A 24,570-nucleotide genomic window follows, 5' to 3' on the forward strand; every position below is an offset into this window, starting at 1 on the left:
TACAATGGCGGCATGACGACCTCGACTGCGCCCCGCGACGACAATTTCAGCCAGGCCGAACTCGACAAGTTCGGCGCTCTCGCCAATCGCTGGTGGGATCCGGATGGTCCCCAGAAGGCGCTGCACGCACTCAATCCCGTCCGCCTGCAGTATGTCCGCGAACGCGCCCACCTGCCGGGTGCCGCCGCGCTGGACGTCGGCTGCGGCGGCGGTCTTCTCAGCGAGGCGCTCGCCCGCGAGGGTGCTCACGTCACCGCGATCGACCTCGCCCCGGAACTGGTGAAGGTAGGGCGGCTGCACAAGCTCGAGTCCGGCCTGCAGGTCGACTATCAGTTGCGTTCGGTCGAGTCGCTGGCCGAGGAACGGCCCGGGACGTTCGACGTGGTCACCTGCATGGAGATGCTGGAACACGTGCCGGATCCCGCGGCGATCATCCGCGCGTGCCATGCCCTGCTGAAGCCGGGCGGCCACCTCTTCCTGTCCACGCTGAACCGCACGCCGGCCGCATTCGCCCTGGCGATCGTGGGCGCAGAGTACGTCGCGCGCGTGCTGCCGAAGGGTACGCACCATTACAAGGAATTCATCAAGCCATCGGAGCTGGCTGCCTGGCTGCGCGAGGCGGGCTTCCAGTTGCAGGACGTCACCGGGTTGGCCTACGAGCCCTGGCGCCAGCGGGCGCGGCTGGCCTCGCGCACCGACGTCAACTATCTCGCCAGCGCGGTGAAGCCGTGACGATGACCGGTTTCCCGCGCGCGGCGCTGTTCGACCTGGACGGCACGTTGCTCGACAGCGCACCGGACATGCTGGCCACCGCCAACCGCATGCGTGCATCGCGCGGCATCGGCGCGATGGCCCTGTCGGCCCTGCGTCCGCACGTATCGAAGGGTGCGCGCGCGATGCTGGCCGCGGCGTTCCCGGACCTGGAGCAGGCGCCCCGCGAAGCGCTGGTGCCGGAATTCCTGGCGATCTACCAGGAAGAACTCGGCCGTCACAGCGTGCTCTTCGACGGTGTCGCCGAGATGCTCGATGCGCTGGAAGCGGCGGGCAGCACGTGGGGCGTCGTGACCAACAAGCCGGAGTATCTTGCGCGCGACATCCTGCCGCAGTTGGGCTGGGAAACGCGATGCGCCGTGCTGATCGGCGGCGACACGCTGGCCGAAAAAAAGCCGCATCCACTGCCGTTGCAGGTCGCCGCCGAGCGCATCGGCACCGCCATCACCGACTGCGTGTACGTGGGCGACGACGAGCGCGACATCCAGTCGGCGCGTGCCGCCGGCATGCCGTCCATCGCGGCATTGTGGGGATACCGGCAGGCGCATGAGGAGCCTGCGCAGTGGCAAGCGGATGTCATGGTCGAGTCGCCCGAGGCCCTCATCGAACCGTCGGCCTGGCCCTCGATCCGGCCGTTGTAGGAGCGACGTAAGTCGCGACCGCACGGTTGCAGTCCTCGATTGTTTCAGTCGCGAATAGAAAACGTATTGCGTCCAGTCGCCCGTGCGCGCCAGCCTCACCGTCGCGACTGACGTCGCTCCTACAGAGTTCCACTGCATGTCCGATTCCGCCGCCCTCGACAGCTTCCTGGACAAATGGCGCGCCCGATGGCCGGAATGGTCGGTCGCCGAGGTATTCGTGGCGCCAGCACGACGCGACATCGTGGTGGCCTGGTTCGCGCTGCTGCAGGAGTTCGAGGACATCCTGAACATCGCTGGCGACCCCCTGCCGGCGGACGCCAAGCTGGCCTGGTGGTGCGAGGAACTGCGTGGCTGGGCCTCGCAACGTTCGCGACATCCGCTCGGCCGTCGTCTCGAACCGGTGCGCGCCGACTGGGCGCGGCTTGCCGATGCGTTGCCCACGCTTGCAGAAGCGCGCGCGGTAGCGCGGGATCGCGAGGCGGGCTTCGCCGCGTTGTCGCGTTACGGCGAAGCGGTTGCTGCCGTGGAGGACGGAGTGCTGGGACGCATCCCCGCCTCGCAGGCGATCGTTGCGGAGATGCTGGCTGCCCGCTTGATGGAGGTCGGCGGCGCAGCCGTGCCGGTGAGCCTGCGGCAAGGCGCGGATGAAGCGGGCCAGCTCCGGGCCTGGGCCACCGCGTTGCTCGAAGCCTGGCCCCTGCGCGAGGGTGCGCGCGAGCGTCGCCTGCTGTCCGCCTATGTGCAGGGCCGCCTTCTCCGTTTCGCGCGCCGGGGCGAACCTGCTCCGCTGCCATCGCAGGCCGCGCTGTTGTTCACCGGCTGGCGCGCCGCGCGCGGCGGCTGAACACGCTGCCTATCGTCGCGATAGCCTGCGAAAGGCGTCGTAACGGACTGTTTCATCTGGTGATTCGGGGCAGGGGGTACAATGCGCGCCATCACTCCCCCGTGCACGATGATGACTTCCTCGCTCCCCCTGGCGCCCCGCGCCGACCTTCCCGACGTCGCCCACCAGCGCGTGCCGCTGGCGCGTCCGCTGGACTGGGTGGGCATGGATAACATCGCGCTGCCGGTCCGCATTCCGGACGGGCAGGGCGGTCAGCTGCAGGTGGCGGCGAGCATCGACCTGTCGGTGAACCTGGCCAATGCTGATGCACGGGGCATCCACATGTCCCGGCTGTACCTGGAACTCCAGGATGGCCTGGCGCGTGAAGCCATCACCCCGGCCGGCCTGCGCCATCTGCTGCAGACCAGTGTCGACTCCCAGGCCGGCCTGGCCACCCAGGCGCGCCTGCGCATCCGCTACGAAGCACTGCTGCAGCGGAAGGCGCTGGAAAGCGACTACGCCGGCTGGAAGCGTTATCCGGTCGAGATCGAGGCCACGCTCGCCGACGGCCACCTGATCCTGGCACTGGCGTTCTCCGTGGAGTATTCGAGCACCTGCCCGGCGTCGGCTGCGCTGTCCCGCCAGGCCAATGCCGAGCGGTTCACCGAGGACTTCGCCGCGGCGCATCCGCTGTCGGTCAACGTGGTGCACGACTGGCTCGCCTCCGAGCGCGGGCTGGCCGCCACGCCGCATGCGCAGCGCAGTCGCGCCAGCGTGCGCGTCGAGCTGCGTCCGCAGTTCGATGAACTCCCATTGGTGGCCTTGGTCGATGCGCTCGAAGCCGCGCTGGCGACGCCGGTCCAGACGGCCGTCAAGCGCGTGGACGAACAGGCGTTCGCCCGCCTCAACGCAGAGAATCTGATGTTCTGCGAAGACGCAGCCCGTCGGGTGGCGTCGGTGCTTGCCGGCGATGCGCGCATCGCCCGCTACGACGCCACCGTCGCGCACTACGAAAGCCTGCACCCGCACGACGCGGTCGCCCGGGTCAGCGGCAGCAACGACTGAGGCCTCGGTTGCCGGATGTGGGAGCGACGTAAGTCGCGATCGCTCTCAAAGCAAGGCTTCGCGACTTGCGTCGCTCCCACAACGGCAGGCTGGGTCACTTCCCGCGTTCGAGCACCAGCAGTGGGTCGATGCGCACATCGAACCGCGCCCACCGGAACCAGAAGCGTCATGGACCATCAACGCGCCGCAGCGCGCCGATGGGGCGAACAACGGGTGCCTACTTCCCGCGTTCGAGCACCAGCAGTGGGTCGATTCTCACGTCGAACCAGCTCATCCCCCAGTGCAGATGCGGCCCCGTGGCGCGCCCGGTCGCACCGACGGCTCCGATGACCTGTCCGGCTTCGATCCGGTCGCCGACGTTCACGTCGATGCGCGACAGATGGAGGAAGTTCGAGCTTACGCCGTGTCCATGGTCGAGCAACACAGTGCCGCCCGTGAGATAGAGGTCGGGTGATGCGAACGTCACGATGCCGGCGGCGGGTGCCTTGACCGGCGTGCCGGTCGGCGCTGCGATGTCCATGCCGGAGTGGCCGGCGCCGGGCTGGCCGTTGTAGACGCGGGCGTTGCCGAAGCGACCGCTGATGCGACCCTGCACGGGCCACTGGAACGGCAGCGCGAAATCCGCACGCGCGTCGTCGCGGTCGCGCGCGGCGGTGACCAGGGCCTGCTCGCGCTGGATGCGCGCGGCGATCTCCGGGGGCGGATTGACGGTCTTCGGCGGCACGCCGTTGACGCGCTCGACCGGCCAGTCGCGTGGCGTTACCGCGATCTCGACGGCTTGCATGCGGCCGGAGGGTGTCGTGACGGCGACGCTCAGTGGGCCCGCTTCGTCGCGCCCCACGCCGAACACGACAGTGCCGTAGCCGGTGGTGCGCAACAGGCGTTCACGAAAGCGCACCTCGCTTCCCGGCGGCACTTTGCCGAACACCAGCGCGCCCTGCGACACGCTCGCCGGGAACACGACGCGCTCCTCCTGCGGGACGGGCGCCACGGACGCGCTTTCCTGGGCGCCTACGAGGGGAATCCAGCCTGCACAGACCGCGGCGAGAAGCGCCGCTACCGCCAACTTCAACGCGCGAACTCCAGCCGCTGGCCGTTGGGCGTGCCGACCAGGTGTTCGCCATTCCAGACCATGCGCCCATTGACCCAGGTAGCGCCGATGCGCGAGCGGAACGTGCGGCCTTCGAACGGCGACCAGCCGACCTTGGACAGCACGTCTTCGCGCTTCACGGTGAAAGGTTCGTCGTCGATCAGCACGAGGTCGGCGAAGTAGCCTTCGCGCAGATAGCCGCGCTCCTTCACGTCGAACAGCTGCGCGGGGGCGTGGGCGAACTTCTGTACCACGCGGGCGACGTCCATGCGCTTCTCATGCACCAGTTCCAGCGCGGCCACCAGCGCGTACTGCACCAGCGGCAGGCCGGAGGGCGCCTGCACGTAGGGCTTTTCCTTTTCTTCCAGCGTATGCGGGGCGTGGTCGGTGGCGAGCACATCGATCACGTCCTCCACCAGCGCCTTGATCAGCGCTTCGCGGTCGCTGGCGTCCTTGATGGCGGGATTGCACTTGATCAGGTTGCCCAGCGCCGCGTAATCCGCGCGGTCGAAGCGCAGGAAGTGGATGCAGGTTTCCGCGGTGATGCGCTTGCGCGCACCGTCCGGATGCACCAGCGGTCCCGGCGTGAACAGCGCCAGCTCATCAGCGGTGGAGATGTGCAGCACGTGCAGGCGGGTGCCGTGCTTGCGCGCCAGCGACATCGCCAGCCGCGTGGACTTGATGCAGGCCTCGCGGCTGCGGATGTCCGGGTGGTGTTCGGCACTGAGCGCATCGCCGTACCTGGCCTGGAACGCCGCCAGGTTGGCGTCGATCATCGGCGTGTCTTCGCAGTGCGTGATGATCGGCGTGGGCGCTTCGCGGAAGATCGCGTCCAGCGTGTCGGGATTGTCGACCAGCATGTTGCCGGTGGAGGCGCCCATGAACACCTTGATGCCCGGCGCGGTCTTCGGGTCCAGCGTGCGGATCGCCTCCAGGTTGTCGTTGCTGGCGCCCATGTAGAAGCCGTAATTGCCCCAGGCCCGGCCCTTGGCCCGCTGGTACTTGTCCTCCAGCGCGGCCGCGTCCAGCGTCGGCGGGCTGGTGTTGGGCATGTCCATGAACGTGGTCAGGCCGCCGGCGACGGCTGCCGCGGATTCGGTCGCCATGTCGCCCTTGTGCGGCATGCCGGGCTCGCGGAAATGCACCTGATCGTCGATCATCCCCGGCAGCAGCAGGCGCCCGGCGGCGTCGATCACCGTGTCGTCGCCCCGGGGCCTTATTTCGGCGGCGATGCGGGCGATACGCCCGTTCTCGATGCGCAGGTCACCCTCGGTGACGCGGCCTTCATTGACCAGACGGGCGTTGACGATGACGGTAGCGGGCATCAGTGGTGTCCTGTGCAGGAATGGGGAGGGGAGGCGCCGGTGCGCGGGGGGACCGGGTCGTGGCCGCCGGGATGCAGGGGATGGCAACGGCCTATCCGCCGCACCGCCAGCCAGCCGCCCTTCAGTGGGCCGAACCGGCCGATCGCCTCCATGGCGTACTCGGAGCAGGACGGCACGAAGCGGCAACGCGGTCCTAGCATAGGACTGATGAAGCGCTTGTAGCCCTTCAGCAGCAGGATGAGCAGGCGGGCGAGCATGGCCCGATGATACCGCGTCGGGTTGCCGCTGCCCGCCGGGTAGGCTATAAAAGCGCGCTTTCCCGATGCTCGGGAAGAACAAGGAAGCGCTGTTCGTGGCTGCAAAGAAACCTGCGAAGAAGGCCGCCAAGGCCGCCAAGAAACCCGCTCAGACCGTCGCCAAGAAGCCTGTCGTGAAGAAGGCTGTCGCCAAGAAACCGGCCGCCAAGCCGGTAGCGAAGAAAGCGGCCCCCAAGCCCGTCGCCAAGAAGCCGGCTGCCAAGAAGGCCGTGCCGGCCAAGAAGGCGGCACCGGCGAAGAAGCCGGCCGCCAAGCCGGTGGCCAAGCAGGCGGCGCCGGTCAAGAAGGCGGTGGCCAAGGCGACCAAACCCGCAGTCGCCAAGAAGCCCGCGCCCGCGCCGGCCACCAAGGCGCCCGTCGCCAAGGCGGCACCGGCAAAGACTCCGGCGAAGGCCGCGAAGCCCGCTCCCAAATCCGCACCGAAGCCCGCCGCAACGCCGGCTCCGGCAAAGTCCGCCCCCACCGCGGCTGCGACCAAGACTCCCGTGCCTGCATCCGCCCCCAAGGCGGCTGCCCCGGCCCCGGCGCCCGCCGCCAAGGTTCCGTCCCCCCCGAAGCCTGTGCCAGTCCCGAAACCGAATACCAAGAACGCCAAAGCCTCTACCCCCGCCGAAACCCCCGTGACGCCTCGTCCGCCCGTTGCCCGCCCCGTGGGCAAGGTAGCGGTGGCCGTCGCCGCTCGGCCTGCGGCGCCGGTCGTGCGCGGCAAGGTGAAAGAAGTGCCCTACAAGACCGATGAAGCCACCGGTCGACCGATCGTGCCGGCCGGCTACAAGCCCTCGCCCGACGAGGAGTACATGAGCACGCTGCAGCTGGAGTATTTCCGCCAGCGGCTGCTGCAGTGGCGTGCCGACCTGGTCGAGGAATCCAAGCAGACCATCGAGAACCTCAAGGACGAAGTCCGCGACATCGGCGACGAAGCCGAGCGTGCGACCCGCGAAACCGAGAACTCGCTGGAACTGCGTACCCGCGACCGCTACCGCAAGCTGATCGGCAAGATCGACAGCACGCTGAAGCGCCTGGAAGGCGGCGATTACGGCTACTGCGTCGATACCGGCGAAGAGATCGGCCTCGACCGCCTCGAAGCCCGCCTGACCGCCGAGCGCACCATCGATGCCCAGGAGCGCTGGGAACACCTGCAGAAGCAGCAGGGCGACTGAGTTCCCTGCATCCGCGAAATGAAAAAGCCCCGCTCCGGCGGGGCTTTTTCATTCCGGGCCAAGCACCGGGCTACTGCAGTTCGCGCAGGTCCAGTCGGCGCAGCCGCGGCGCCTTCCAGGCGGTGACGCCGGCCACCGAGAGGATCGCGAACCCGCCCAGGATCACCGCCGGCACCAGCCCCAGCAGTTTCGCCATCGTGCCTGCATAGAACGCGCCGAGTTCGTTCGACGAACTGACGAAGATGCCATTGATCGACGAGACGCGCCCGCGCATCTCGTCCGGTGTCGACAACTGCAGGATGGTCGAGCGCACCACCACCGACACCCCGTCGCACATGCCGTAGAACAGCAGGATCGCCGCCGACAGCCAGAAGCTGCGCGACAGGCCGAATGCGATGACCGCCAGGCCGAAGCCGGCCACGGCGAACAGCAGTACGCGCCCGGCGTGCTTCTGCAGGGGATGGCGGGCAAGCCACAGGCCCACGCAGACCGAACCCGCCGCCGGCATCGCACGCAGGATGCCGAGGCCCTCGGGTCCGTAATGCAGGATGTCGTGGATGAAGGCGGGCAGCATCGCCACCACGCCCCCCAGCAGCACCGAGAACATGTCCAGCGCCATCGCGCCCAGCATGATCTGGTTGTTCCAGACGAAGCGCGCGCCCTGCGCAATGCTGGCGAACACCGGCAGGCTGACTGCCGGCGGTCCGGGCTCCTCCACGTGAAGCCGTGCGAGTACCGTCGCCGCCATCAGCGCGAACACGACGGCCATCGCATACGACAGCGTCTTACCGCCGAAGCCCACCAGCAGGCCACCCAGTGCAGGGCCCGTCACCAGCGCGGCCTGGAAGATCACGCTGCCCAGGCCGGCGGCACGCACGAAGTCTTCGCGTGGCAGGACCTTGGCGAACAGCGCGTTGTAGACCGGACTCAGGAAGGAACGCGCCATGCCGGTCAGCGCGATGGCCGCATAGATCGGCCACGTGCCCTCGAACGGCAGCCAGCCCGCGGACACCGCCACCAGGATCACGGCGGTCGTCGCCAACGCACCGCACGCGATCATCCCCACCGGCCGTCGAGGCAGGTGGTCGACCAGATACCCGGCGAACGGCGCCACGCAGAAGAACGGCAGCACTTCCGCCAGCCCCACGAGGCCGAGTGAGAACGGATCCCGGGTCAGCTCGTAGATATGCCAACCTACCGTGACCGCGACGATCTGGTACGACAGCAGCGCACAGATGCGGTACGCCAGCACCGCCGCGTACCCGCGATTGCGGAGCAGCGAGAACGCAGAGGGCTTGCCGGTTCCGCTCACTTCGCGTTCGCGGCCGTCTCGCGGATGAAGGCCAGCAATGACGCCAGGCCGTTGCTGCGGGTGGGTGAGAGATGCTTGGCCAGGCCGATGTCGGCGATGTAGTCGGGCGAGGTGGCCAGGATCTCCGACGCAGGCCGTCCCGCATAGACACGCAGGGCGAGGAAGATCAGCCCCGAAACGATCGCCGAGTCGCTGATGGCATGGAAATCCAGTTTCGCGGCATCGCCCTCGGGCACGATCCAGACCATCGACTGGCAGCCGAGCAGGCGATGCTCCTCGCGCTTCCACTCCTCGGGGAAGGCGGGCAGCTTGCGGCCCAGGTCGATGAGGTACTGATAGCGTTCGGACCAGTCGCTGAAGAAGGCGAATTCGTCCTTGATGGCTGCCTGCGCCTCGGCGGCGGTGGGTTCGAGCGGGAAGATCGTGTCGGTCATGAGGTGAGCGAGTCTGGTTCAGAAGCCCCTCTACCGTCGGGAGAGGGGTTGGGGTGAGGGTACGGCGGAGTCCTTGTGGTGCCGGCATCCTGATGTTGCCGCACCCTCATCCGGCGCTTCGTGCCACCTTCTCCCGACGGGAGAAGGAAAGATCGGCTCACGCGCGCTTCCAGCGCACGCCCTGCGGCGTGTCTTCGAGCAGGATGCCTTCGGCTGCCAGTTGGTCGCGGATGGCGTCAGAGCGTGCGAAGTCGCGGGACTTCTTCGCTGCCGTACGCTCGTCGATCAATGCCTGGATACGGGCATCGTCGTCTGACGAGGTGCCACGGGCAAACCACTCGGCAGGATCCTGCTGCAGCAGGCCGAGTACGCGGCCGGCGCCGAGCAGTTCGCTCTTCAATCGTCGCTTCTCCGTGTCGCTGCCGGCCTTGCGGGCCTCGGCGGCGATGCGCGCCACCTCGGCCAGCGCCTGCGGCGTATTGAGATCGTCGTCCAGTGCGTCCTCAATGACCTGCGGCGTGGCCGCACCAGCATCGACGTGGACCAGATCCCGCAGCGTTCCGTACAGCCGGTCCAGCGTGTTCTTCGACTGCTCCACCAGCGCCTCGGACCAATCCAGCGGCTGCCGGTAGTGCGCCGACAGCAATGCGTACCGCAGTGCTTCCGGCGGGTGCTGCTGCAGCAGGTCATGGACCTTTTCGATGTTGCCCAGCGACTTGCTCATCTTGGCGCCGCCGAAGTTGAGCATGCCGTTGTGCAGCCAGAAGCGCGCGAACGTCTTGTGCGACCCGTCTGCGTGCTTGTGCGCGCACTCGCTCTGCGCCACTTCGTTCTCGTGGTGCGGGAACTGCAGGTCCACACCGCCGGCGTGGATATCGATGGTCTCGCCCAGGTGGGCGGCGGCCATCGCCGAGCATTCGATATGCCAGCCCGGCCGGCCGACGCCCCAGGGCGACTCCCAGCCCGGCAGGTCCGGCGTGGACGGCTTCCACAGTACGAAATCGCCCGGGTCGCGCTTGTACGGCGCGACTTCCACGCGTGCGCCGGCCAGCATCTCCTCCGGGTCGCGGCGCGAGAGCTTGCCGTAGTCCGCGAAGCTGCCCACCGCGAACAGCACGTGGCCCTCGGCGGCATAGGCGTGCCCACCGGCGATCAACTGCTCGATCATCGCGATGATGTGGCCGATGTGATCGGTGGCCGCGGGTTCGATGTCCGGGGCGAACTCCCCGGTCACGCCCAGCCCGGCCATGTCCTCGCGGTAGGCGGCGGCGTAGCGGTCGGTGATGGCCGAGATCGCCACGCCCAGCTCCTTGGCGGCGGCGTTGATCTTGTCGTCCACGTCGGTGATGTTGCGTGCATAGCGCAACTGGCCGAAACGGCGCCGCAGGAGTGCCGCCAGCACGCCGAAGACGACCGGCCCGCGCGCATTGCCGATGTGGACGTAGTTGTAGACGGTGGGCCCGCAGACGTACATCGTGGGCACGGGGCCGAGCGGTTGGAAGTCCTCGACCCGGCGGGTGAGGTTGTTGTGCAGGCGCAGGGTCATGGCAACAGGGCAGGGGAGAGCGGTGGAATTCTACCGCCTGCGCCATGCGCGAGGGCCTGGTGGCATTCCTTGCGGCCGATGTTCAGCCCAACTCAAGGCGCGATCCCTACACTGGGGCCCCTGGAATCTTCTTGCAGGCACCATGCACCGCCTCCGCGCCACCCTCATCCTGTCCTGCTGCCTGCTCGCCTCGCCCGTCATGGCGCAGGAGCGGGTGGTCCCGGCGGAGAACGTCCGCCTCGACTATGCGCAGGTGCTGGGCGTGGAGCCGGTGTACCAGACCCTTCGCGCCACTCGCACCGAACAGCGCTGCGACGAGGCCCCGGCCGCAAAGCCCGAGGCGGCAGCGCCCGAGAAGGATGAAAGCCGATGGAGCCGCATGGTCAGCTCGGTGCGGGGCTGGTTCGGCGGGGACGACGAACCGGAGCAGGCGCCCCCGGTTACTTTGCCCACCGTCAAGGTCAACTGTCGGGTCGTGCCCATCGAGCGCGAGTTCCAGCGCCCCATCGCGTACGACGTCGATTACATCTACAAGGGCGTGAAATACCGCTCGCGCCTGGCGGAAGATCCGGGCAACCGCCTGCGCATCCGCATTTCCGTCGCCCCCTACGTGACGCCCTCGCAGCCCACGGCGAGCGGCCCCTGATGTCCTGCACGGTTGCAGGCGCAACCGAATACGTCCTTGCGCTGCGCCGCAGCACATGCGAGCATTCGCGCCCATGAAGATGAACGCCCACGCCCATGCAGCCAGCGCGGCCTCCCAGGCCTCGAGCATGACGTCGCGTGCCCGTCGACCGGAATCCTGCATCTAGCTGGGTACCCCGGACGTCGTCGCTTGTTCACCGGAAACCCAGCCAGAGGCTGGGTTTTTTCGTTTCTGAAGCCCGTTTTGCCACATTCCCGACACCAGGATGCCGTAATGAAGCACTTCTTGAACACGCAGGACTGGAGCCGCAGCGATCTCGATGCATTGCTCACGCAGGCCGCCCTCTATAAACAGCACAAGCTGGGCGATGCGCTTAAGGGCAGGTCGATCGCGCTGGTGTTCTTCAACCCGTCCATGCGCACCCGCACCAGCTTCGAACTGGGTGCTTTCCAGTTGGGTGGCCACGCCGTGGTGCTGCAGCCGGGCAAGGATGCGTGGCCGATCGAGTTCAACCTGGGCACGGTGATGGATGGCGACACCGAGGAGCACATTGCCGAGGTGGCTAAGGTACTGGGGCGTTACGTGGACCTGATCGGCGTGCGCGCCTTCCCGAAGTTCGTCGACTGGGCCTACGACCGCGAGGACATCGTCCTGAAGTCGTTCGCGAAGTATTCGCCGGTGCCGGTGATCAACATGGAGACGATCACCCATCCCTGCCAGGAACTCGCGCATGCGCTGGCGCTGCAGGAGCACTTCGGCACGTCCGACCTGCGCGGCAAGAAATACGTGCTCACCTGGACCTACCACCCCAAGCCGCTCAACACCGCGGTCGCCAACTCGGCGCTGACCATCGCCACCCGCATGGGCATGGACGTGACCCTGCTGTGCCCCACGCCCGACTACGTGCTCGATGAACGCTACATGGGCTGGGCCGAGCAGAACGTAGCCGAAAGCGGCGGTTCGCTGCAGGTCAGCCACGACATCGACAGCGCCTATGCCGGCGCCGACGTGGTGTACGCCAAGAGCTGGGGCGCGCTGCCGTTCTTCGGCAACTGGGAACCCGAGAAGCCGATCCGCGACCAGTACAAGCACTTCATCGTCGACGAGCGGAAGATGGCGCTGACCAACAACGGCGTCTTCAGCCACTGCCTGCCATTGCGCCGCAACGTGAAGGCCACCGACGGCGTGATGGATTCGCCGCAGTGCATCGCCATCGACGAAGCCGAGAACCGCCTGCACGTGCAGAAGGCCATCATGGCCGCGCTGATGCAGCAGTAACCCCTCCGATTCCCGAACAGAACACGCCCCCATGAACCAGTCCAAAGACATCGTCCTTGCCTTCTCCGGCGGCCTCGACACCAGCTTCTGCGTGCCCTACCTCAAGGAGCGCGGCTGGAACGTCCACACCGTGTTCGCCGACACCGGCGGCGTGGATGCCGAAGAACGCGCCTACATCGAACAGCGCGCCGCCGACCTGGGCGTGGCCAGCCACGTCACCGTGGATGGCGGCCCGGCGATCTGGGACGGCTTCGTCCGGCCGTTCGTGTGGGCCGGCGAGGGCTACCAGGGGCAGTATCCGCTGCTGGTGTCCGACCGCTACCTGATCGTCGACGCCGCGCTGAAGCGGGCGGCCGAACTGGGCACGAACGCGATTGCGCACGGCTGCACCGGCATGGGCAACGACCAGGTGCGCTTCGATCTCGCGGTCAAGGCCAGCGGCGACTACCGCATCGTGGCGCCGATCCGCGAGATCCAGAAGGAACACACCCAGACCCGCGCCTACGAACAGGCGTATCTCGAAGAGCGTGGCTTCGGCGTGCGTGCCAAGCAGAAGAGCTACACCATCAACGAGAACCTGCTCGGCCTGACCATGTCCGGCGGCGAGATCGACACCTGGTCCGCCCCGGGCGAAGGCGCCCGTGGCTGGTGCGCACCGCGCGCCGAATGGCCGGTGGAACCGTTGCGCGTCACGGTCGGCTTCAAGAACGGCGAGGCGGTCAGTCTGGACGGCCAGCCGGTCGCCGGCGCTGCGCTGCTGGCGAAGTTGAATGCGTTGTTCGCGCCTTACGGCGTGGGCCGCGGCGTCTACACCGGCGACACCGTGATCGGCCTGAAGGGCCGCATCGTGTTCGAAGCGCCGGGCCTGGTGTCGCTGCTGGCGGCGCACCGCGCGCTGGAAGAGGCCGTGCTGACCAAGCAGCAGAACCGTTTCAAGCCCGAGATCGCGCGCAAGTGGGTGGAGCTGGTGTACGAAGGCTTCTACCACGATCCGCTCAAGGCCGACCTGGAGGCGTTCCTGCAGTCTTCGCAGGCCACGGTCAACGGCGAAGTGGTGCTGGAGACCCGCGGCGGCCGTGTCGATGCGGTCGCTGTGAAGTCCCCGCACATCCTCAATGCCAAGGGCGCGACGTACGCGCAGTCGGCCGACTGGGGTGTCGAGGAAGCCGAAGGCTTCATCAAGCTGTTCGGCATGAGCTCGACCCTGTGGGCCGAGATTAATCGCTGATGGTCTTCCTCGCGTTGACACCTGATGGTTTGCAGGATGCGATCGCCATGGCCCTTCCGGGCCGCGACAGCATTTGGTGCAGCGCGTCCGCTATCTCAAGCGCGGCGTTCCAAGCGCATCAAGGCATCGAACTGACGCGCTTCGCGGAGACGATGGTGTTCACCAATGAAGACGACATCGTGCATGCGGTGGACGTCATTGGCGAACATCACCCCGATCAACGCGTATGGATCGAAGCCCGACAGAATCCTTACGGATCACTCGCATGACGGAATTACTGACCAGCACCTTGACTCATCTCGAAGCGCTGGTGTCGTTCGACACCCGCAACCCACCCCGCGACATCGATACCGGCGGGATCTTCGACTACCTGCGCACCCAGCTGCCCGATTTCCGTATCGAGGTGACTGATCACGGCGCGGGCGCGGTGTCGTTCTTCGCCGTGCGCGGCCAGCCGAAGCGCGTGTTCAACGTGCATCTGGACACCGTGCCGTCCTCGCCGGCATGGAGCGCCGATCCGCACGCGCTGCGCGTCGAAGGCGGACGCGCGATTGGCCTGGGTGCCTGCGATATCAAGGGCGCGGCCGCGGCACTCGTGGCGGCCGCACAGGTGACGCAGGGTGATGCGGCGTTCCTGTTCACGACGGACGAAGAAGCGAACGATGCGCGCTGCATCGCAGCCTTTTTGGCGCGCGACCATGGCTTCGGCGAAGCGATCATCGCCGAGCCGACGCAGTGCCAGGCGGTGCTCGCACACCGCGGCATCAGTGCCGTCCGGATGGCGTTCACGGGGCAGGCCGGGCACGCCTCTGCCGAGAACGCGCTGTCGTTGAGCGCCCTGCACAACGCGATGCGCTGGGGCACGTCGGCGCTGGACTTCGTGCAGGCCCAGCATCACCTGCGCTTCGGCGGGCTGACCGGCCTGCGATTCAACATCGGTCGGGTCGAGGGTGGCATCAAGGCCAACATGATCGCGCCCAGCGCCGAGGTTCGGTTCGGCTTCCGTCCATTGCCTTCGCAGGACCCCGCCGACCTGCACGCGACGTTCCGTGGTTTCGCCAATTCCGATGCCTTGGCCGACTACGAAGAAACCTTCCGGGGCCCGTCGCTGCCGTCCGGCGATGTCGCGCGGGCGGAGGAGCGCCGCCTGGCCGCGCGCGACCTTGCCGACGAACTCGGCTTGCCGATCGGGAATGCCGTGGACTTCTGGACGGAGGCATCGCTGTTTTCCGCCGCCGGCCTGACCGCCTTCGTCTACGGTCCGGGCGACATCGCCCAAGCCCATACCGCCGACGAGTGGGTATCGCTGGAGCAGTTGCAGCAATACGCCGACAGCGTGGCGAGGATCCTCCAGTAGCGTCGCAGGGCAGGCCCAGGCCCGCCATGCGCAACCGATGATGTGGTGGGCCAGGGCCCACCCTACGAAAAGCAAGAAGACATGGAATCGAACAAGCAAACCCGCCAGACCATCATCCGCCTGCTGTCCAGCATGGCCAGCGCGAAGGAGATCTCGCAATACGTCAAGCGCTTCTCGCAGCTGGACGCCAAGCGCTTCGCCGTCGTGAAGGTGGGTGGCGCCGTGCTGCGCGACGACCTGGAGTCGCTGACATCCTCGCTGACCTTCCTGCAGGAAGTCGGCCTGACGCCCATCGTCGTGCACGGCGCGGGGCCGCAGCTGGATGAGGAAATGACGGCGGCCGGCATCACCAAACAGACCGTCAACGGCCTGCGCGTGACCACGCCCGAAGTGCTGGCGATCGTGCGCAAGGTGTTCCTGCAGCAGAACCTCGCGCTGGTCGAAGCCCTGCAGCAGGTCGGTGCACGCGCGACGTCCATCGTCTCGGGTGTGTTCGAAGCCGAGTACAAGGACCAGGCCACGTACGGCCTGGTTGGCGAGGTCACCCGCATCAACCAGGCGCCGATCGAGGCGAGCCTGAAGGCCGGCTCCATCCCGGTCATCGCCAGCATGGGCGAAACCGTCGGCGGCCAGATCCTCAACATCAACGCCGACTTCGCCGCCAATGAGCTGGTGCAGGTGCTGCAGCCGTACAAGATCATCTTCCTCACCGGCACCGGCGGCCTGCTGGATGCGGAAGGGCGCGTGATCGATTCGATCAACCTGTCGACCGAGTACGACGAGCTGATGGCGCAGCCCTGGATCAACGGCGGCATGCGGGTGAAGATCGAGCAGATCAAGGATCTGCTGGACCGGCTGCCGCTGACCTCGTCGGTCTCCATCACCAAGCCGGCGGAGCTGGCCAAGGAACTCTTCACCCATCGCGGCTCCGGCACGCTGGTGCGCAAGGGCGAGCGCGTGCTGCGTTTCGAGGGTAGCTGGGAAGGCGTGGACCTGCCGCGGTTGAAGACGCTGATCGAATCAAGCTTCGGCCGCACGCTGCTGCCGGACTACTTCGAGCGCACCACGCCGTACCGCGTCTACATCAGCGAAAACTACCGTACCGCGCTGATCCTCACCCGCGAGGAAGGCTTTGCCTATCTCGATAAGTTCGCCGTGCTCGACGATGCGCAGGGCGAAGGCCTGGGCCGTGCCGTGTGGCACGTGATGCGCGAGGAGAATCCTCAATTGTTCTGGCGCTCCCGCCACAACAACCAGGTCAACATCTTCTACTACGCCGAGTCCGACGGCTGCTACAAGCAGGAGAAGTGGAAGGTGTTCTGGTACGGCATCGATGGTTTCGCCGACATCGAGCGCTGCGTGGCGCATTGCCGCACGCGCCTGCCGACCTTGAAGGACTGAGATGGGCGCTTCGATCCCAACGGCTTGGCAGAAGGTACCGGTCCTGACGGGGTGCCATGCGCGCCTCGAACCGATGTCGCGCGAGCACGTCGAAGGCCTGCGCGCCGCGTTGGCCGGGGATGAACTGGCCGCGTTGTGGTTCACGCAGGTGCCGAAAGCCGCGGATGCGGCGGGCTATGTGGATGCGGCGCTCGCCGCGCAGGCCGACGGCCGCGTGCTGCCGTTCGTGGTGCGGGATGTGGGCGGCCGCATCGTGGGCAGCACCCGGTTCTACGGACTGGAAGCCGACGTGCCCAAGCTCAGTATCGGCTACACCTGGTTCGCGCCTGACGTGCAGCGCACGGGTGTCAACACCGAGACCAAGCTGCTGCTGCTCGCGCACGCCTTCGAAACACTGGGCTGCATCAGCGTGGTCTTCGAGACCAGCTGGTTCAACCATCGCTCGCGTGCGGCGATCGCCCGGCTCGGCGCGAAGCAGGACGGCGTGCTGCGCAACCACAAGCGGCATACCGACGGATCGCCGCGCGACACCGTCGTCTTCTCGATCATCGATGGCGAATGGCCGGCGGTGAAGCGCAACCTGCTGGCGAAGCTCGCCCGGCACGAACAGGATTCCCCATGAGCACCACCAAGACCGTCGGCATCGTCGGCGCCCGAGGCCATACCGGTGCCGAGTTGATCCGCCTGATCGCCCGCCATCCGCACCTTGAGCTGGCGTTCGTGTCCTCGCGCGAGCTGGATGGGCAGAAGGTCAGCGACCACATTCCCGAGTTCGCAGGCGAGCTGCGCTACGAGAACCTGAGCCACGAGCAGGTCGGTGGCAAAGGGGCGGATGCGGTGATCCTCGCTTTGCCGAACGGCAAGGCGGCGGAGCTGGTCGCCGCCATCGATGCACAGGCACCGGACACCGTGGTGGTCGACCTGTCGGCGGATTTCCGCTTCGACGAGCATTGGTACTACGGCCTGCCCGAACTGACCCGGCAAACGTACGCCGGCGAGAAGCGCATCAGCAATCCCGGTTGCTATGCCACCGCCATGCAGTTGGCGATCGCGCCGCTGCTCGGTCGCCTGGCGGGTCCGCCGCAATGTTTCGGCGTGTCCGGATATTCCGGCGCTGGAACCTCGCCGTCGGACAAGAACAACACCGACCTGCTGCGCGACAACCTGATGCCCTACGCGTTGACGGACCACATGCACGAGCGCGAGGTCAGCCGCCACCTGGGCCTGCCCGTCGAGTTCATGCCGCACGTCGCGCCGCACTTCCGCGGCATCACCATGACGGTCAACCTGTGGCTGCAGCAGCCGGCGAAGATCGAAGACATCCGTGCGCTCTACCGCGATCGCTATGCGGCCGAACCGTTGATACGGGTGCTGGACGAGGCGCCGTGGGTCAGTCGCATCGCCGGCCGGCATGGCGTCGAGATCGGCGGCTTCACCCTGGCGCCGGGCGGCAAGCGCCTGGTGGTGGTCGCGACGCTCGACAACCTGCTGAAGGGCGCGGCGACGCAGGCGATGCAGAACCTCAACCTTGCGTTCGGATTCGACGAACGCGACAGCATTCCGCAGGAGACGACGGCATGAGCGACCTGTTGTGGCAGAAGCCCGGCGTGGCAGTGGATGCGGAGATCCAGCGTTTCCTGGCCGGCGACGACGTGGTGCTGGACCGCGAGTTCTTCCTGCACGACATCCAGGCCAGCACGGCGCATGCCGAAGGCCTGCAGCGCATCGGCATCCTGTCCGGCGACGAACTGACGGGCCTCAAGCGCGAGCTGGCGCTGCTGGCGGATGATTTCCGTCGCGGCGACTTCGTCCTCGACGAACGCTACGAAGACGGCCACTCCGCCATCGAGGCCCGGCTGACCGAGCGGCTGGGCGATGCAGGCCGCAAGATCCATACCGGCCGCAGCCGCAACGACCAGATCCTGGTCGCCACGCGCCTGTGGCTGAAGGAGAAGCTGGCGCGCGTGGCCGTGCTGTCGCGCGAGATCGCCAAGGTGGCGCTGGACCGCGCGCAGGCCGAGCGCGGGCTGCCGCTTCCCGGGTACACCCACATCCAGAGGGCCGTGGTCTCGTCCGCCGGCATGTGGTGGGCGGGCTGGGCGGAAGCCTTCATCGACAACACCACGCGCGCACGCGACACGCTGAAGCTGGTCGATGCCAACCCGCTGGGCACCGCGGCGGGCTACGGCGTCAACCTGAAACTGGACCGCGAGCACACCACCGCCGCGCTCGGCTTCGCGCGCATGCAGGTCAGTCCCATCTACGCACAGCTCTCGCGCGGCAAGTTCGAGCTGGCCGCGCTCGAGGCGCTGGGCGGCGCGACCCTGGACCTGCGCCGCATCGCCTGGGACCTGTCGCTGTTCACCAGCGCGGAATTCGGCTTCGTCGCGCTGCCTGCGCAGTACACGACGGGCAGTTCGATCATGCCGAACAAGCGCAATCCCGACGTCATCGAACTGATGCGCGCCACCCACGCCAGCGTGGCGGCGGCGCGCACGGAGATCGAGCAGTTGCTGTCGTTGCCGTCGGGGTACCACCGCGATCTGCAAGCCAGCAAGGGCGCGATCTTCCATGGCTTCGGACGCGGCCTGCCGGCGCTGGAACTGCTGCCTGCGCTGCTGGCCAACCTCGAATGGCGCGAGGACCGGCTGCGTGCCGGGATAGATTCCGGCATGTACGCCACCGATGTCGCCGTCGAGGCCGCAGTGGCCGGCGTCCCGTTCCGCGAGGCCTACAAGGCGGCCGCAGCATCGGCCGACAGCGCGGGGCAGGGACGCACGCCGGAAGGCAGCCTCGCCGCGCGCTTGTCGCCCGGTGCGGCCGCCGATCTGCGCCTCGATGAACTGCTCGCCCGCTGGGACGCGCTGTGATCCGCTACCTTGTCATGGCGATGCGTCGCCCGTCGTTCGACGACGCGGTGATCGCACCGCATCTCGCGTTTCTCGACGAACTGCGTGCGACCGGGCAGCTGGAAATGACCGGTGGCTTCAGCGACAGGAGCGGCGGCGCCTATGTGCTGGTGAATGTCGCCTCGCTGGATGAGGCCAAGGCGATCGCCGCGCGCGATCCCCTGGCGCTGACCGATACGTCAGACCTGACGGTTTACGAATGGAACACCCGCTGAGCTGATCCGATGACCCTCGCCACGCCGCCACCGTTCACCGAACAACCGTTGCCGGCCTGGCGTCGCGCCGTGCTCAAGGTGGGCAGCAGCCTGCTGGCGGCGGAAGGCGAGGGGCTCAGTCCGCGCCACGCGCTGAACCTGGCGCAATTCGTGTCGTCCAGCATTGCAGCCGGGCGCGAAGTCGTCATCGTCTCGTCCGGTGCGGTGGCCGCGGGCCGCGGCCTGCTGCATCGCAAGCCGCAGTCCGGCGTCGCGATGGCGGAACGCCAGGCGCTGGCCGCGCTGGGGCAGGCACAGCTGATCGCGCTGTGGCAGCGCTTCTTCGACCGTCCGGTCGCGCAGGTGCTGCTGACCCACGATGACCTGCGCAACCGCCGCCGCTACCTCAACGCGCGCGCCACGCTGCAGGCGCTGCTGGCCCTGGGCGCACTGCCGGTGATCAACGAGAACGACACCGTCTCCGTCGATGAACTAAAGCTCGGCGACAACGACAACCTCGCCGCGGTCGTGGCCGCGCTGGTCGATGCCGATGCCTTGTTCATCGCCACTGACATCGATGGCTTCTACACCGGCAACCCGCGCACGCACGCCGATGCGCAGCCGATCCTGGAGGTAGAAGCGCTGACGCCGGCCTTCTTCGCCATGGCCGGCGGGGCAGGCAGTGGTGTCGGCACCGGCGGTATGCACACCAAGCTCGAGGCGGCGGCCAAGGCGGCGGCCGCCGGCATCGAGACGTTCCTGTTCAACGGCACGCAGGCGGCCACGCTGTCTGCGCTGACGCGTGGCGCGTTGCTCGGTACACGCTTCCGTCCGGCACAGAACCGGCTGGCGGCCCGCAAGTACTGGTTGCGCAACGTGCCGGTGGAAGCGGGGGCCATCGTGGTCGACGCAGGCGCGGCGATCGCCATGGGCGAGAAAGGCGCGTCGCTGCTGCCTGGCGGCGTAGCGACCGCAGAGGGCGACTTCCGGCGCGGCGACATGGTCGAACTGGTGCTGCGCGATGGGGACGGCGACCGCCGCATTGCGCGAGGTGTCAGCCAGTATTCCGCGGTCGACATCCGCCGCATCGCGCGCCGCCATTCGCGGGAGATCGAAGGCATTCTTGGCTATACCTACGGCGAGAACGTCGTCCATCGCGACGACCTGGTGCTGTTGTGAGGCACGTCCATCGCGCATCCGATGTCTTTGTAGGAGCGCCCTCGGGCGCGATGCTCCAGCCCGGGATTCCAGATCGGAAATCATCGCGCCCGAGAGCGCTCCTACAAGGCCATGGGTTCCATGACCGATCCTGAGCAAGGAAATCGCATGACCGACATCAAGACGCTGGCCCTGCAATGTCGCGACGCAGCGACGGCCATCGCATCCCTGCCGACGGAAGGGAAGAACACCCTGTTGCGTGCGATGGCCGATGCCCTGCTGGCCGATGAAGCCGCGATCCTGGCTGCCAATGCACGCGATCTCGAGGCGGCGTCGGCGAAAGGCATCGGCAGCGCCATGCTGGATCGCCTGCGTCTGGATGCCGCACGCCTGCAGGGCATCGCCGCCGCCGTGCGCGAAGTGGCGGACCTGCCGGACCCCGTCGGGCAGGTGACCCGCGCCTACGACCGGCCCAATGGCATCCATGTGGAGCGCGTGCGCGTGCCGCTGGGCGTGATCGCGATGATCTACGAGGCACGCCCGAACGTCACCGCCGACGCCGCGGCACTGTGCCTCAAGGCTGGCAATGCGGTGATCCTGCGCGGCGGGTCGGAAGCGATCCATTCCAACACTGCGATCGCGGGGGCATTGAAGCGTGCGCTGCGCGAGGCCGGGTTGCCGGAGGCGGTGCTGACGCTGGTCGAGGACCTGCGTCGCGAGACCATCCTGGAGCTGATCCAGCTCAGCGACGCGATCGACCTGGTCATTCCACGCGGCGGCGAAGGGTTGATCCGCTTCGTCGCCGAGCATGCGCGCGTGCCGGTCATCAAGCACTACAAGGGCGTCTGCCACCAGTACGTGGACGCGGGCGCCGACGAAGACCTGGCGCTGGCGCTGCTGCTGGACGGCAAGGTATCGCGGCCATCGGCCTGCAATTCACTGGAGACGCTGCTGGTCCATCGCGATATCGCGCCGACGTTCCTGCCGCGTGCGGCGAAAGCGCTGCGTGCGCGGGGTGTCGAGATCCGCGCGGATGATACGGCGCGGGCACTGATGGCGGGCGCAGTGGCCGCGACCGAGGAGGACTTCGCTGCCGAGTTCCTCGATCTGGTGATCGCCGTCGGCGTGGTGGACGATCTGGACGCCGCCATCGCGCATATCCGACGCTACACGTCGGACCACACCGAGGTCATCGTCACCCGCGATGCGGAGCATGCGGAGACGTTCCTCAACGCATTGCGGTCAGCCGTGGTGATGGTCAACGCATCGTCGCGCTTCTCGGATGGTGGCGAGCTCGGGCTGGGTGCGGAGATTGGTATCTCGACCACGCGCCTGCATTCGTATGGACCGATGGGGCTGGACGCGCTGACAGTGGAGCGGTTTGTGGTGCGTGGGGAAGGGCAGGTGCGGCATCCGGACTTGCTGCGCTGAGGCTTCTCAGGCGGGTCCAATACGTAGGATGGGTTGAGCGAAGCGATACCCATCGTCGGTGGCACGAATGACTCATGATGAGTATCGCTTCTGGCTCAACGCATCCTACGGCACTGGGCTGAAATCTCTGGCCAGTTCATTGTTGAGGTCGTCGAGTTTTCCCAACTCGCGTTTCGTAGGTAACGGCTTTCTATGCGCCGGGATAGCGCAGCACTTTGCTGGCGCTGAACGGCGATAGCAGGTCTCCAATGACTCGCCACTCGATCTGGTCTTCCGAGTTCCCGCCAAACAGCCAAAGACTCTTCAATCGAAAGCCATCCAGATTCAAGTCAGTGCATCTGATCTTCATATCGCGGTTCACATGCACTGCAACGGTGAGATCTGCAGAGTCTGGATAGCGACACTTAAGTCCGTCCAGTAGTTGCTGCAGCGACTGCTGGGGATTTAGGAATTCAGGTACCAGTTCCTTCATCTGTACAGGTACGTATCGAATCTCATCGCCCATCCGGTATCGCATTACGGAGTCGTAGTCGTCGGCCTCACAATATGCGACGTCAACTTGGGATCCAACAACATGGGACATGAAGTATGCGAATAGAGTGCATTGACGTCGCTCAAGATATGGCTTCAGTTCCTGCGTGCGGAGCGAGGCGACCTTGTATGGCTGGCTCAGTAACTCTTCGCTCTGACCATAGGCGCGCAATGCAACAAGTATCGGCTCTGGATTGAAGTAGTCGAGCCTCATCCACTCTTTCAGCCGAACGTTCACTTGCTCCCCCGAAGCGCCGGTGTAGTTCCTGTGCAAGCATGCTGAGAACGGCCGCAAAAAAAAAACAAGAAAGGCCGCCCTCTCAGGCGGCCTAACTAGTTGAATCTATTGGTCGGGGAGACAGGATTCGAACCTGCGACCTCTACGTCCCGAACGTAGCGCTCTACCAGACTGAGCTACACCCCGACTGAGCGCGCCATTGTAGTGAAGGGTCCCGGCCGAGGCAAGACTTGGATGCCGGATCCGGATCTCTGCCCGGCCGGCCCCCGTAAAAGCTGCGGGGCCTGCGGCGGCCACGTAAAATGCGGCGTTCACGAAAGCCGGAGTGTCCCTTGATCAAGCCCCGTACCCCGCCTGGCGTCATGGAGCTGCTCCCGCGCGAGCAGATCGCCTTCCAGCGCATGCTGGACACCATCCGCCGGAACTACGAGCGCTTCGGCTTCCTGCCGGTGGAAACGCCGGTCTTCGAACTGTCCGAGACCCTGCTGACCAAGTCCGGCGGCGAGACCGAGCGCCAGGTCTACTTCGTCCAGTCCACCGGCGCCCTGGCGAAGGAGGGCGAAGGCCTGCCCGAGCTGGCCCTGCGCTTCGACCTGACCGTGCCGCTGGCCCGCTACGTGGCCGAGCACGAGCATGAACTGACCTTCCCGTTCCGCCGCTACCAGATCCAGCGCGTCTACCGCGGCGAACGCCAGCAGCGCGGCCGCTTCCGCGAGTTCTACCAGTGCGACATCGACGTGATCGGCAAGGACGCGCTGAGCGTGCGCTTCGATGCCGAGATCCTGGCGGTGATCCACGCCGTCTTCAGCGAACTCGGAATCGGCGACTTCACCATCCAGTTGAACAACCGCAAGCTGATGCGCGGTTTCTTCGAAGCCCAGGGCGTCACCGACGGCGAACAGCAGGCGCTGGTGCTGCGCGAAGTCGACAAGCTGGACAAGCGTGGTGCCGACTACGTGCGCGAGACGCTGACCGGCGAAGGCTTCGGCATGTCGGCCGAGGGCGTCGACCGCATCCTCGATTTCGTCGCCGTGCGCATCACCGGCCACGCCGATGCGCTGGCCAGGCTCGACGCACTGGGGCAGGGCAGCGACACTTTCAACCAGGGCATCGCCGAACTGCGCGAAGTGCTGGACCTCGTCAAGGCACTGGGCGTACCGGAAAGTGCGTACTGCCTGAATTTCTCCATCGCACGCGGCCTGGATTACTACACCGGCACCGTCTACGAGACGCAGCTGGATGGCTACCCGCAGATCGGCTCGATCTGCTCCGGCGGCCGCTACGAAGACCTCGCCAGCCATTACACCAAGTCGAAGCTGCCGGGCGTGGGCATCTCGATCGGGCTGACCCGCCTTTTCTGGCAGCTGCGCGAAGCCGGCCTGATCGCGGGCAGCGACGAGAGCAGCGTGCAGGCGATGGTCGCGCTGATGGACGATGGCCAGCTGGCCGGATCGCTCGACATCGCGCGCCGCCTGCGTGCGGCGGGCATCAACACCGAAGTGCAGATGGAGAGCCGCAAGCTGGCCAAGCAGTTCCAGTACGCTTCGCGGGCCGGCATCCGCTTCGTGGTGCTGGCCGGCGAGGACGAACTCGCGCGCGGCGTGGTGACGGTCAAGGACCTGCTGCGCGAGCAGCAGTTCGACGTGAAGCGCGAGGAACTGGCCAGCAGCCTGAAGGTCGAGCTGGAACAGGCCCGCGCACTGGCGGGACGCTGA

Annotated in this window: 24 protein-coding genes, 1 tRNA gene and 1 pseudogene; 18 read left to right on the top strand and 8 right to left on the bottom strand. The window is 66.8% G+C overall.

Features of this window, described 5'->3' with window-relative positions; all coding sequences use genetic code 11:
- Positions 1–12: 12 nt before the first annotated feature.
- From ubiG to folE2, 4 genes are all read left to right on the top strand, one after another.
- On the top strand, positions 13–732 hold the full coding sequence (gene ubiG / locus Q0907_RS04660) for a bifunctional 2-polyprenyl-6-hydroxyphenol methylase/3-demethylubiquinol 3-O-methyltransferase UbiG (protein WP_299342039.1): 720 nt from the start codon (positions 13–15) through the stop codon (positions 730–732).
- A 2-nt stretch (positions 733–734) separates the two neighbouring features.
- Positions 735–1,412 (top strand): phosphoglycolate phosphatase, encoded by a 678-nt coding sequence (locus Q0907_RS04665; RefSeq protein ID WP_299342631.1) that lies wholly within the window; start codon positions 735–737, stop codon positions 1,410–1,412.
- A 136-nt stretch (positions 1,413–1,548) separates the two neighbouring features.
- Positions 1,549–2,256 carry a phytoene/squalene synthase family protein gene (locus Q0907_RS04670; RefSeq protein WP_299342042.1) on the top strand — a complete coding sequence of 236 codons (708 nt, stop codon included), beginning with the start codon at positions 1,549–1,551 and terminating at the stop codon, positions 2,254–2,256.
- 111 nt (positions 2,257–2,367) lie between these two features.
- Entirely contained in the window at positions 2,368–3,300 is a 933-nt protein-coding gene (gene folE2 / locus Q0907_RS04675; protein ID WP_299342044.1) for a GTP cyclohydrolase FolE2, read from the top strand.
- Between the two features lie 217 nt (positions 3,301–3,517).
- Here the strand turns inward: folE2 and Q0907_RS04680 are convergent.
- The 3 genes and pseudogenes from Q0907_RS04680 to yidD form a co-directional block, all read right to left on the bottom strand.
- Positions 3,518–4,264 (bottom strand): annotated as a pseudogene (locus Q0907_RS04680) (M23 family metallopeptidase); the annotation flags it as partial.
- A 104-nt stretch (positions 4,265–4,368) separates the two neighbouring features.
- A complete protein-coding gene (locus tag Q0907_RS04685; RefSeq protein WP_299342047.1) occupies positions 4,369–5,715 on the bottom strand; it encodes a dihydroorotase in 1,347 nt (448 codons plus the stop codon).
- On the bottom strand, positions 5,715–5,972 hold the full coding sequence (gene yidD / locus Q0907_RS04690) for a membrane protein insertion efficiency factor YidD (RefSeq protein WP_299342050.1): 258 nt from the start codon (positions 5,970–5,972) through the stop codon (positions 5,715–5,717). The genes Q0907_RS04685 and yidD overlap by 1 nt, the downstream gene beginning before the upstream one ends.
- Positions 5,973–6,067: 95 nt before the next feature.
- Here yidD and dksA point away from each other — a divergent pair, with 95 nt between their 5' ends.
- Positions 6,068–7,192, top strand: a complete 1,125-nt coding sequence (dksA, locus tag Q0907_RS04695) for an RNA polymerase-binding protein DksA (protein ID WP_296280262.1) — start codon at positions 6,068–6,070, stop codon at positions 7,190–7,192.
- Positions 7,193–7,262: 70 nt separating this feature from the next.
- Here the strand turns inward: dksA and Q0907_RS04700 are convergent, their stop codons facing one another.
- The 3 genes from Q0907_RS04700 to cysS all read right to left on the bottom strand — a co-directional run bounded on the left by Q0907_RS04700 (position 7,263) and on the right by cysS (position 10,484).
- Entirely contained in the window at positions 7,263–8,504 is a 1,242-nt protein-coding gene (locus Q0907_RS04700) for an MFS transporter (protein WP_299342053.1), read from the bottom strand.
- The gene (locus Q0907_RS04705) at positions 8,501–8,938 is read right to left on the bottom strand and encodes a SufE family protein (protein WP_296280228.1); all 438 of its coding nucleotides are present in this window, start codon (positions 8,936–8,938) and stop codon (positions 8,501–8,503) included. Before Q0907_RS04705 ends, Q0907_RS04700 begins: the two co-directional genes overlap by 4 nt.
- Positions 8,939–9,095: 157 nt before the next feature.
- Positions 9,096–10,484, bottom strand: a complete 1,389-nt coding sequence (cysS, locus tag Q0907_RS04710) for a cysteine--tRNA ligase (protein ID WP_299342056.1) — start codon at positions 10,482–10,484, stop codon at positions 9,096–9,098.
- Positions 10,485–10,683: 199 nt separating this feature from the next.
- Here cysS and Q0907_RS04715 point away from each other — a divergent pair, with 199 nt between their 5' ends.
- The 12 genes from Q0907_RS04715 to Q0907_RS04770 all read left to right on the top strand — a co-directional run bounded on the left by Q0907_RS04715 (position 10,684) and on the right by Q0907_RS04770 (position 22,086).
- Positions 10,684–11,130 carry a hypothetical protein gene (locus tag Q0907_RS04715; protein ID WP_299342635.1) on the top strand — a complete coding sequence of 149 codons (447 nt, stop codon included), beginning with the start codon at positions 10,684–10,686 and terminating at the stop codon, positions 11,128–11,130.
- Between the two features lie 273 nt (positions 11,131–11,403).
- Positions 11,404–12,408, top strand: a complete 1,005-nt coding sequence (locus Q0907_RS04720; protein WP_299342059.1) for an N-acetylornithine carbamoyltransferase — start codon at positions 11,404–11,406, stop codon at positions 12,406–12,408.
- Positions 12,409–12,439: 31 nt separating this feature from the next.
- Complete coding sequence (locus Q0907_RS04725) at positions 12,440–13,636, top strand: argininosuccinate synthase (protein ID WP_299342062.1); 1,197 nt, start codon at positions 12,440–12,442, stop codon at positions 13,634–13,636.
- Positions 13,636–13,905 carry a hypothetical protein gene (locus tag Q0907_RS04730; protein WP_299342065.1) on the top strand — a complete coding sequence of 90 codons (270 nt, stop codon included), beginning with the start codon at positions 13,636–13,638 and terminating at the stop codon, positions 13,903–13,905. The genes Q0907_RS04725 and Q0907_RS04730 overlap by 1 nt, the downstream gene beginning before the upstream one ends.
- On the top strand, positions 13,902–14,993 hold the full coding sequence (locus tag Q0907_RS04735) for an acetylornithine deacetylase (RefSeq protein WP_299342068.1): 1,092 nt from the start codon (positions 13,902–13,904) through the stop codon (positions 14,991–14,993). Before Q0907_RS04730 ends, Q0907_RS04735 begins: the two co-directional genes overlap by 4 nt.
- Positions 14,994–15,074: 81 nt before the next feature.
- Complete coding sequence (locus Q0907_RS04740; protein ID WP_299342070.1) at positions 15,075–16,394, top strand: acetylglutamate kinase; 1,320 nt, start codon at positions 15,075–15,077, stop codon at positions 16,392–16,394.
- Position 16,395: 1 nt separating this feature from the next.
- Positions 16,396–17,016 (top strand): GNAT family N-acetyltransferase, encoded by a 621-nt coding sequence (locus Q0907_RS04745; RefSeq protein WP_299342072.1) that lies wholly within the window; start codon positions 16,396–16,398, stop codon positions 17,014–17,016.
- A complete protein-coding gene (gene argC, locus Q0907_RS04750) occupies positions 17,013–17,975 on the top strand; it encodes an N-acetyl-gamma-glutamyl-phosphate reductase (RefSeq protein WP_299342074.1) in 963 nt (320 codons plus the stop codon). The genes Q0907_RS04745 and argC overlap by 4 nt, the downstream gene beginning before the upstream one ends.
- Positions 17,972–19,264 (top strand): argininosuccinate lyase, encoded by a 1,293-nt coding sequence (gene argH, locus Q0907_RS04755; RefSeq protein WP_299342075.1) that lies wholly within the window; start codon positions 17,972–17,974, stop codon positions 19,262–19,264. The genes argC and argH overlap by 4 nt, the downstream gene beginning before the upstream one ends.
- A gap of 14 nt (positions 19,265–19,278) precedes the next feature.
- Positions 19,279–19,518, top strand: coding sequence for a YciI family protein (locus Q0907_RS04760; RefSeq protein ID WP_296280263.1), 240 nt, complete (start codon positions 19,279–19,281; stop codon positions 19,516–19,518).
- 9 nt (positions 19,519–19,527) lie between these two features.
- Positions 19,528–20,676, top strand: coding sequence for a glutamate 5-kinase (gene proB, locus Q0907_RS04765; protein WP_299342076.1), 1,149 nt, complete (start codon positions 19,528–19,530; stop codon positions 20,674–20,676).
- 120 nt (positions 20,677–20,796) lie between these two features.
- Positions 20,797–22,086: a glutamate-5-semialdehyde dehydrogenase gene (locus tag Q0907_RS04770; protein ID WP_343229806.1), complete on the top strand. Its 1,290-nt coding sequence runs from the start codon at positions 20,797–20,799 to the stop codon at positions 22,084–22,086.
- Positions 22,087–22,276: 190 nt separating this feature from the next.
- Here Q0907_RS04770 and Q0907_RS04775 read toward each other — a convergent pair whose 3' ends face one another.
- Complete coding sequence (locus Q0907_RS04775) at positions 22,277–22,831, bottom strand: hypothetical protein (RefSeq protein WP_299342081.1); 555 nt, start codon at positions 22,829–22,831, stop codon at positions 22,277–22,279.
- Positions 22,832–22,964: 133 nt separating this feature from the next.
- Positions 22,965–23,041: transfer RNA gene (locus Q0907_RS04780), tRNA-Pro, on the bottom strand.
- Between the two features lie 146 nt (positions 23,042–23,187).
- Between Q0907_RS04780 and hisS the strand changes: the two genes are divergently transcribed.
- A complete protein-coding gene (gene hisS / locus Q0907_RS04785) occupies positions 23,188–24,570 on the top strand; it encodes a histidine--tRNA ligase (protein WP_299342084.1) in 1,383 nt (460 codons plus the stop codon).

Origin of the sequence: uncultured Pseudoxanthomonas sp. (assembly GCF_947498795.1) — a bacterium.
Lineage (GTDB): Bacteria > Pseudomonadota > Gammaproteobacteria > Xanthomonadales > Xanthomonadaceae > Pseudoxanthomonas_A.

What these genes read in the sequence shown, in the direction of transcription:
- Q0907_RS04730 (WP_299342065.1), top strand. Translation starts at nt 13,636, where the DNA reads ATGGTCTTCCTCGCGTTGACACCTGATGGTTTGCAGGATGCGATCGCC.
- proB (WP_299342076.1), top strand. Translation starts at nt 19,528, where the DNA reads ATGACCCTCGCCACGCCGCCACCGTTCACCGAACAACCGTTGCCGGCC.
- Q0907_RS04685 (WP_299342047.1), bottom strand. Translation starts at nt 5,715, where the DNA reads ATGCCCGCTACCGTCATCGTCAACGCCCGTCTGGTCAATGAAGGCCGC.
- Q0907_RS04770 (WP_343229806.1), top strand. Translation starts at nt 20,797, where the DNA reads ATGACCGATCCTGAGCAAGGAAATCGCATGACCGACATCAAGACGCTG.
- Q0907_RS04740 (WP_299342070.1), top strand. Translation starts at nt 15,075, where the DNA reads ATGGAATCGAACAAGCAAACCCGCCAGACCATCATCCGCCTGCTGTCC.
- Q0907_RS04705 (WP_296280228.1), bottom strand. Translation starts at nt 8,938, where the DNA reads ATGACCGACACGATCTTCCCGCTCGAACCCACCGCCGCCGAGGCGCAG.
- Q0907_RS04745 (WP_299342072.1), top strand. Translation starts at nt 16,396, where the DNA reads ATGGGCGCTTCGATCCCAACGGCTTGGCAGAAGGTACCGGTCCTGACG.
- Q0907_RS04715 (WP_299342635.1), top strand. Translation starts at nt 10,684, where the DNA reads ATGGCGCAGGAGCGGGTGGTCCCGGCGGAGAACGTCCGCCTCGACTAT.
- cysS (WP_299342056.1), bottom strand. Translation starts at nt 10,484, where the DNA reads ATGACCCTGCGCCTGCACAACAACCTCACCCGCCGGGTCGAGGACTTC.
- Q0907_RS04760 (WP_296280263.1), top strand. Translation starts at nt 19,279, where the DNA reads ATGGCGATGCGTCGCCCGTCGTTCGACGACGCGGTGATCGCACCGCAT.
- Q0907_RS04670 (WP_299342042.1), top strand. Translation starts at nt 1,549, where the DNA reads ATGTCCGATTCCGCCGCCCTCGACAGCTTCCTGGACAAATGGCGCGCC.
- ubiG (WP_299342039.1), top strand. Translation starts at nt 13, where the DNA reads ATGACGACCTCGACTGCGCCCCGCGACGACAATTTCAGCCAGGCCGAA.
- Q0907_RS04665 (WP_299342631.1), top strand. Translation starts at nt 735, where the DNA reads ATGACCGGTTTCCCGCGCGCGGCGCTGTTCGACCTGGACGGCACGTTG.
- yidD (WP_299342050.1), bottom strand. Translation starts at nt 5,972, where the DNA reads ATGCTCGCCCGCCTGCTCATCCTGCTGCTGAAGGGCTACAAGCGCTTC.
- argC (WP_299342074.1), top strand. Translation starts at nt 17,013, where the DNA reads ATGAGCACCACCAAGACCGTCGGCATCGTCGGCGCCCGAGGCCATACC.
- Q0907_RS04725 (WP_299342062.1), top strand. Translation starts at nt 12,440, where the DNA reads ATGAACCAGTCCAAAGACATCGTCCTTGCCTTCTCCGGCGGCCTCGAC.
- folE2 (WP_299342044.1), top strand. Translation starts at nt 2,368, where the DNA reads ATGACTTCCTCGCTCCCCCTGGCGCCCCGCGCCGACCTTCCCGACGTC.
- argH (WP_299342075.1), top strand. Translation starts at nt 17,972, where the DNA reads ATGAGCGACCTGTTGTGGCAGAAGCCCGGCGTGGCAGTGGATGCGGAG.
- Q0907_RS04735 (WP_299342068.1), top strand. Translation starts at nt 13,902, where the DNA reads ATGACGGAATTACTGACCAGCACCTTGACTCATCTCGAAGCGCTGGTG.
- Q0907_RS04720 (WP_299342059.1), top strand. Translation starts at nt 11,404, where the DNA reads ATGAAGCACTTCTTGAACACGCAGGACTGGAGCCGCAGCGATCTCGAT.
- Q0907_RS04775 (WP_299342081.1), bottom strand. Translation starts at nt 22,831, where the DNA reads ATGAGGCTCGACTACTTCAATCCAGAGCCGATACTTGTTGCATTGCGC.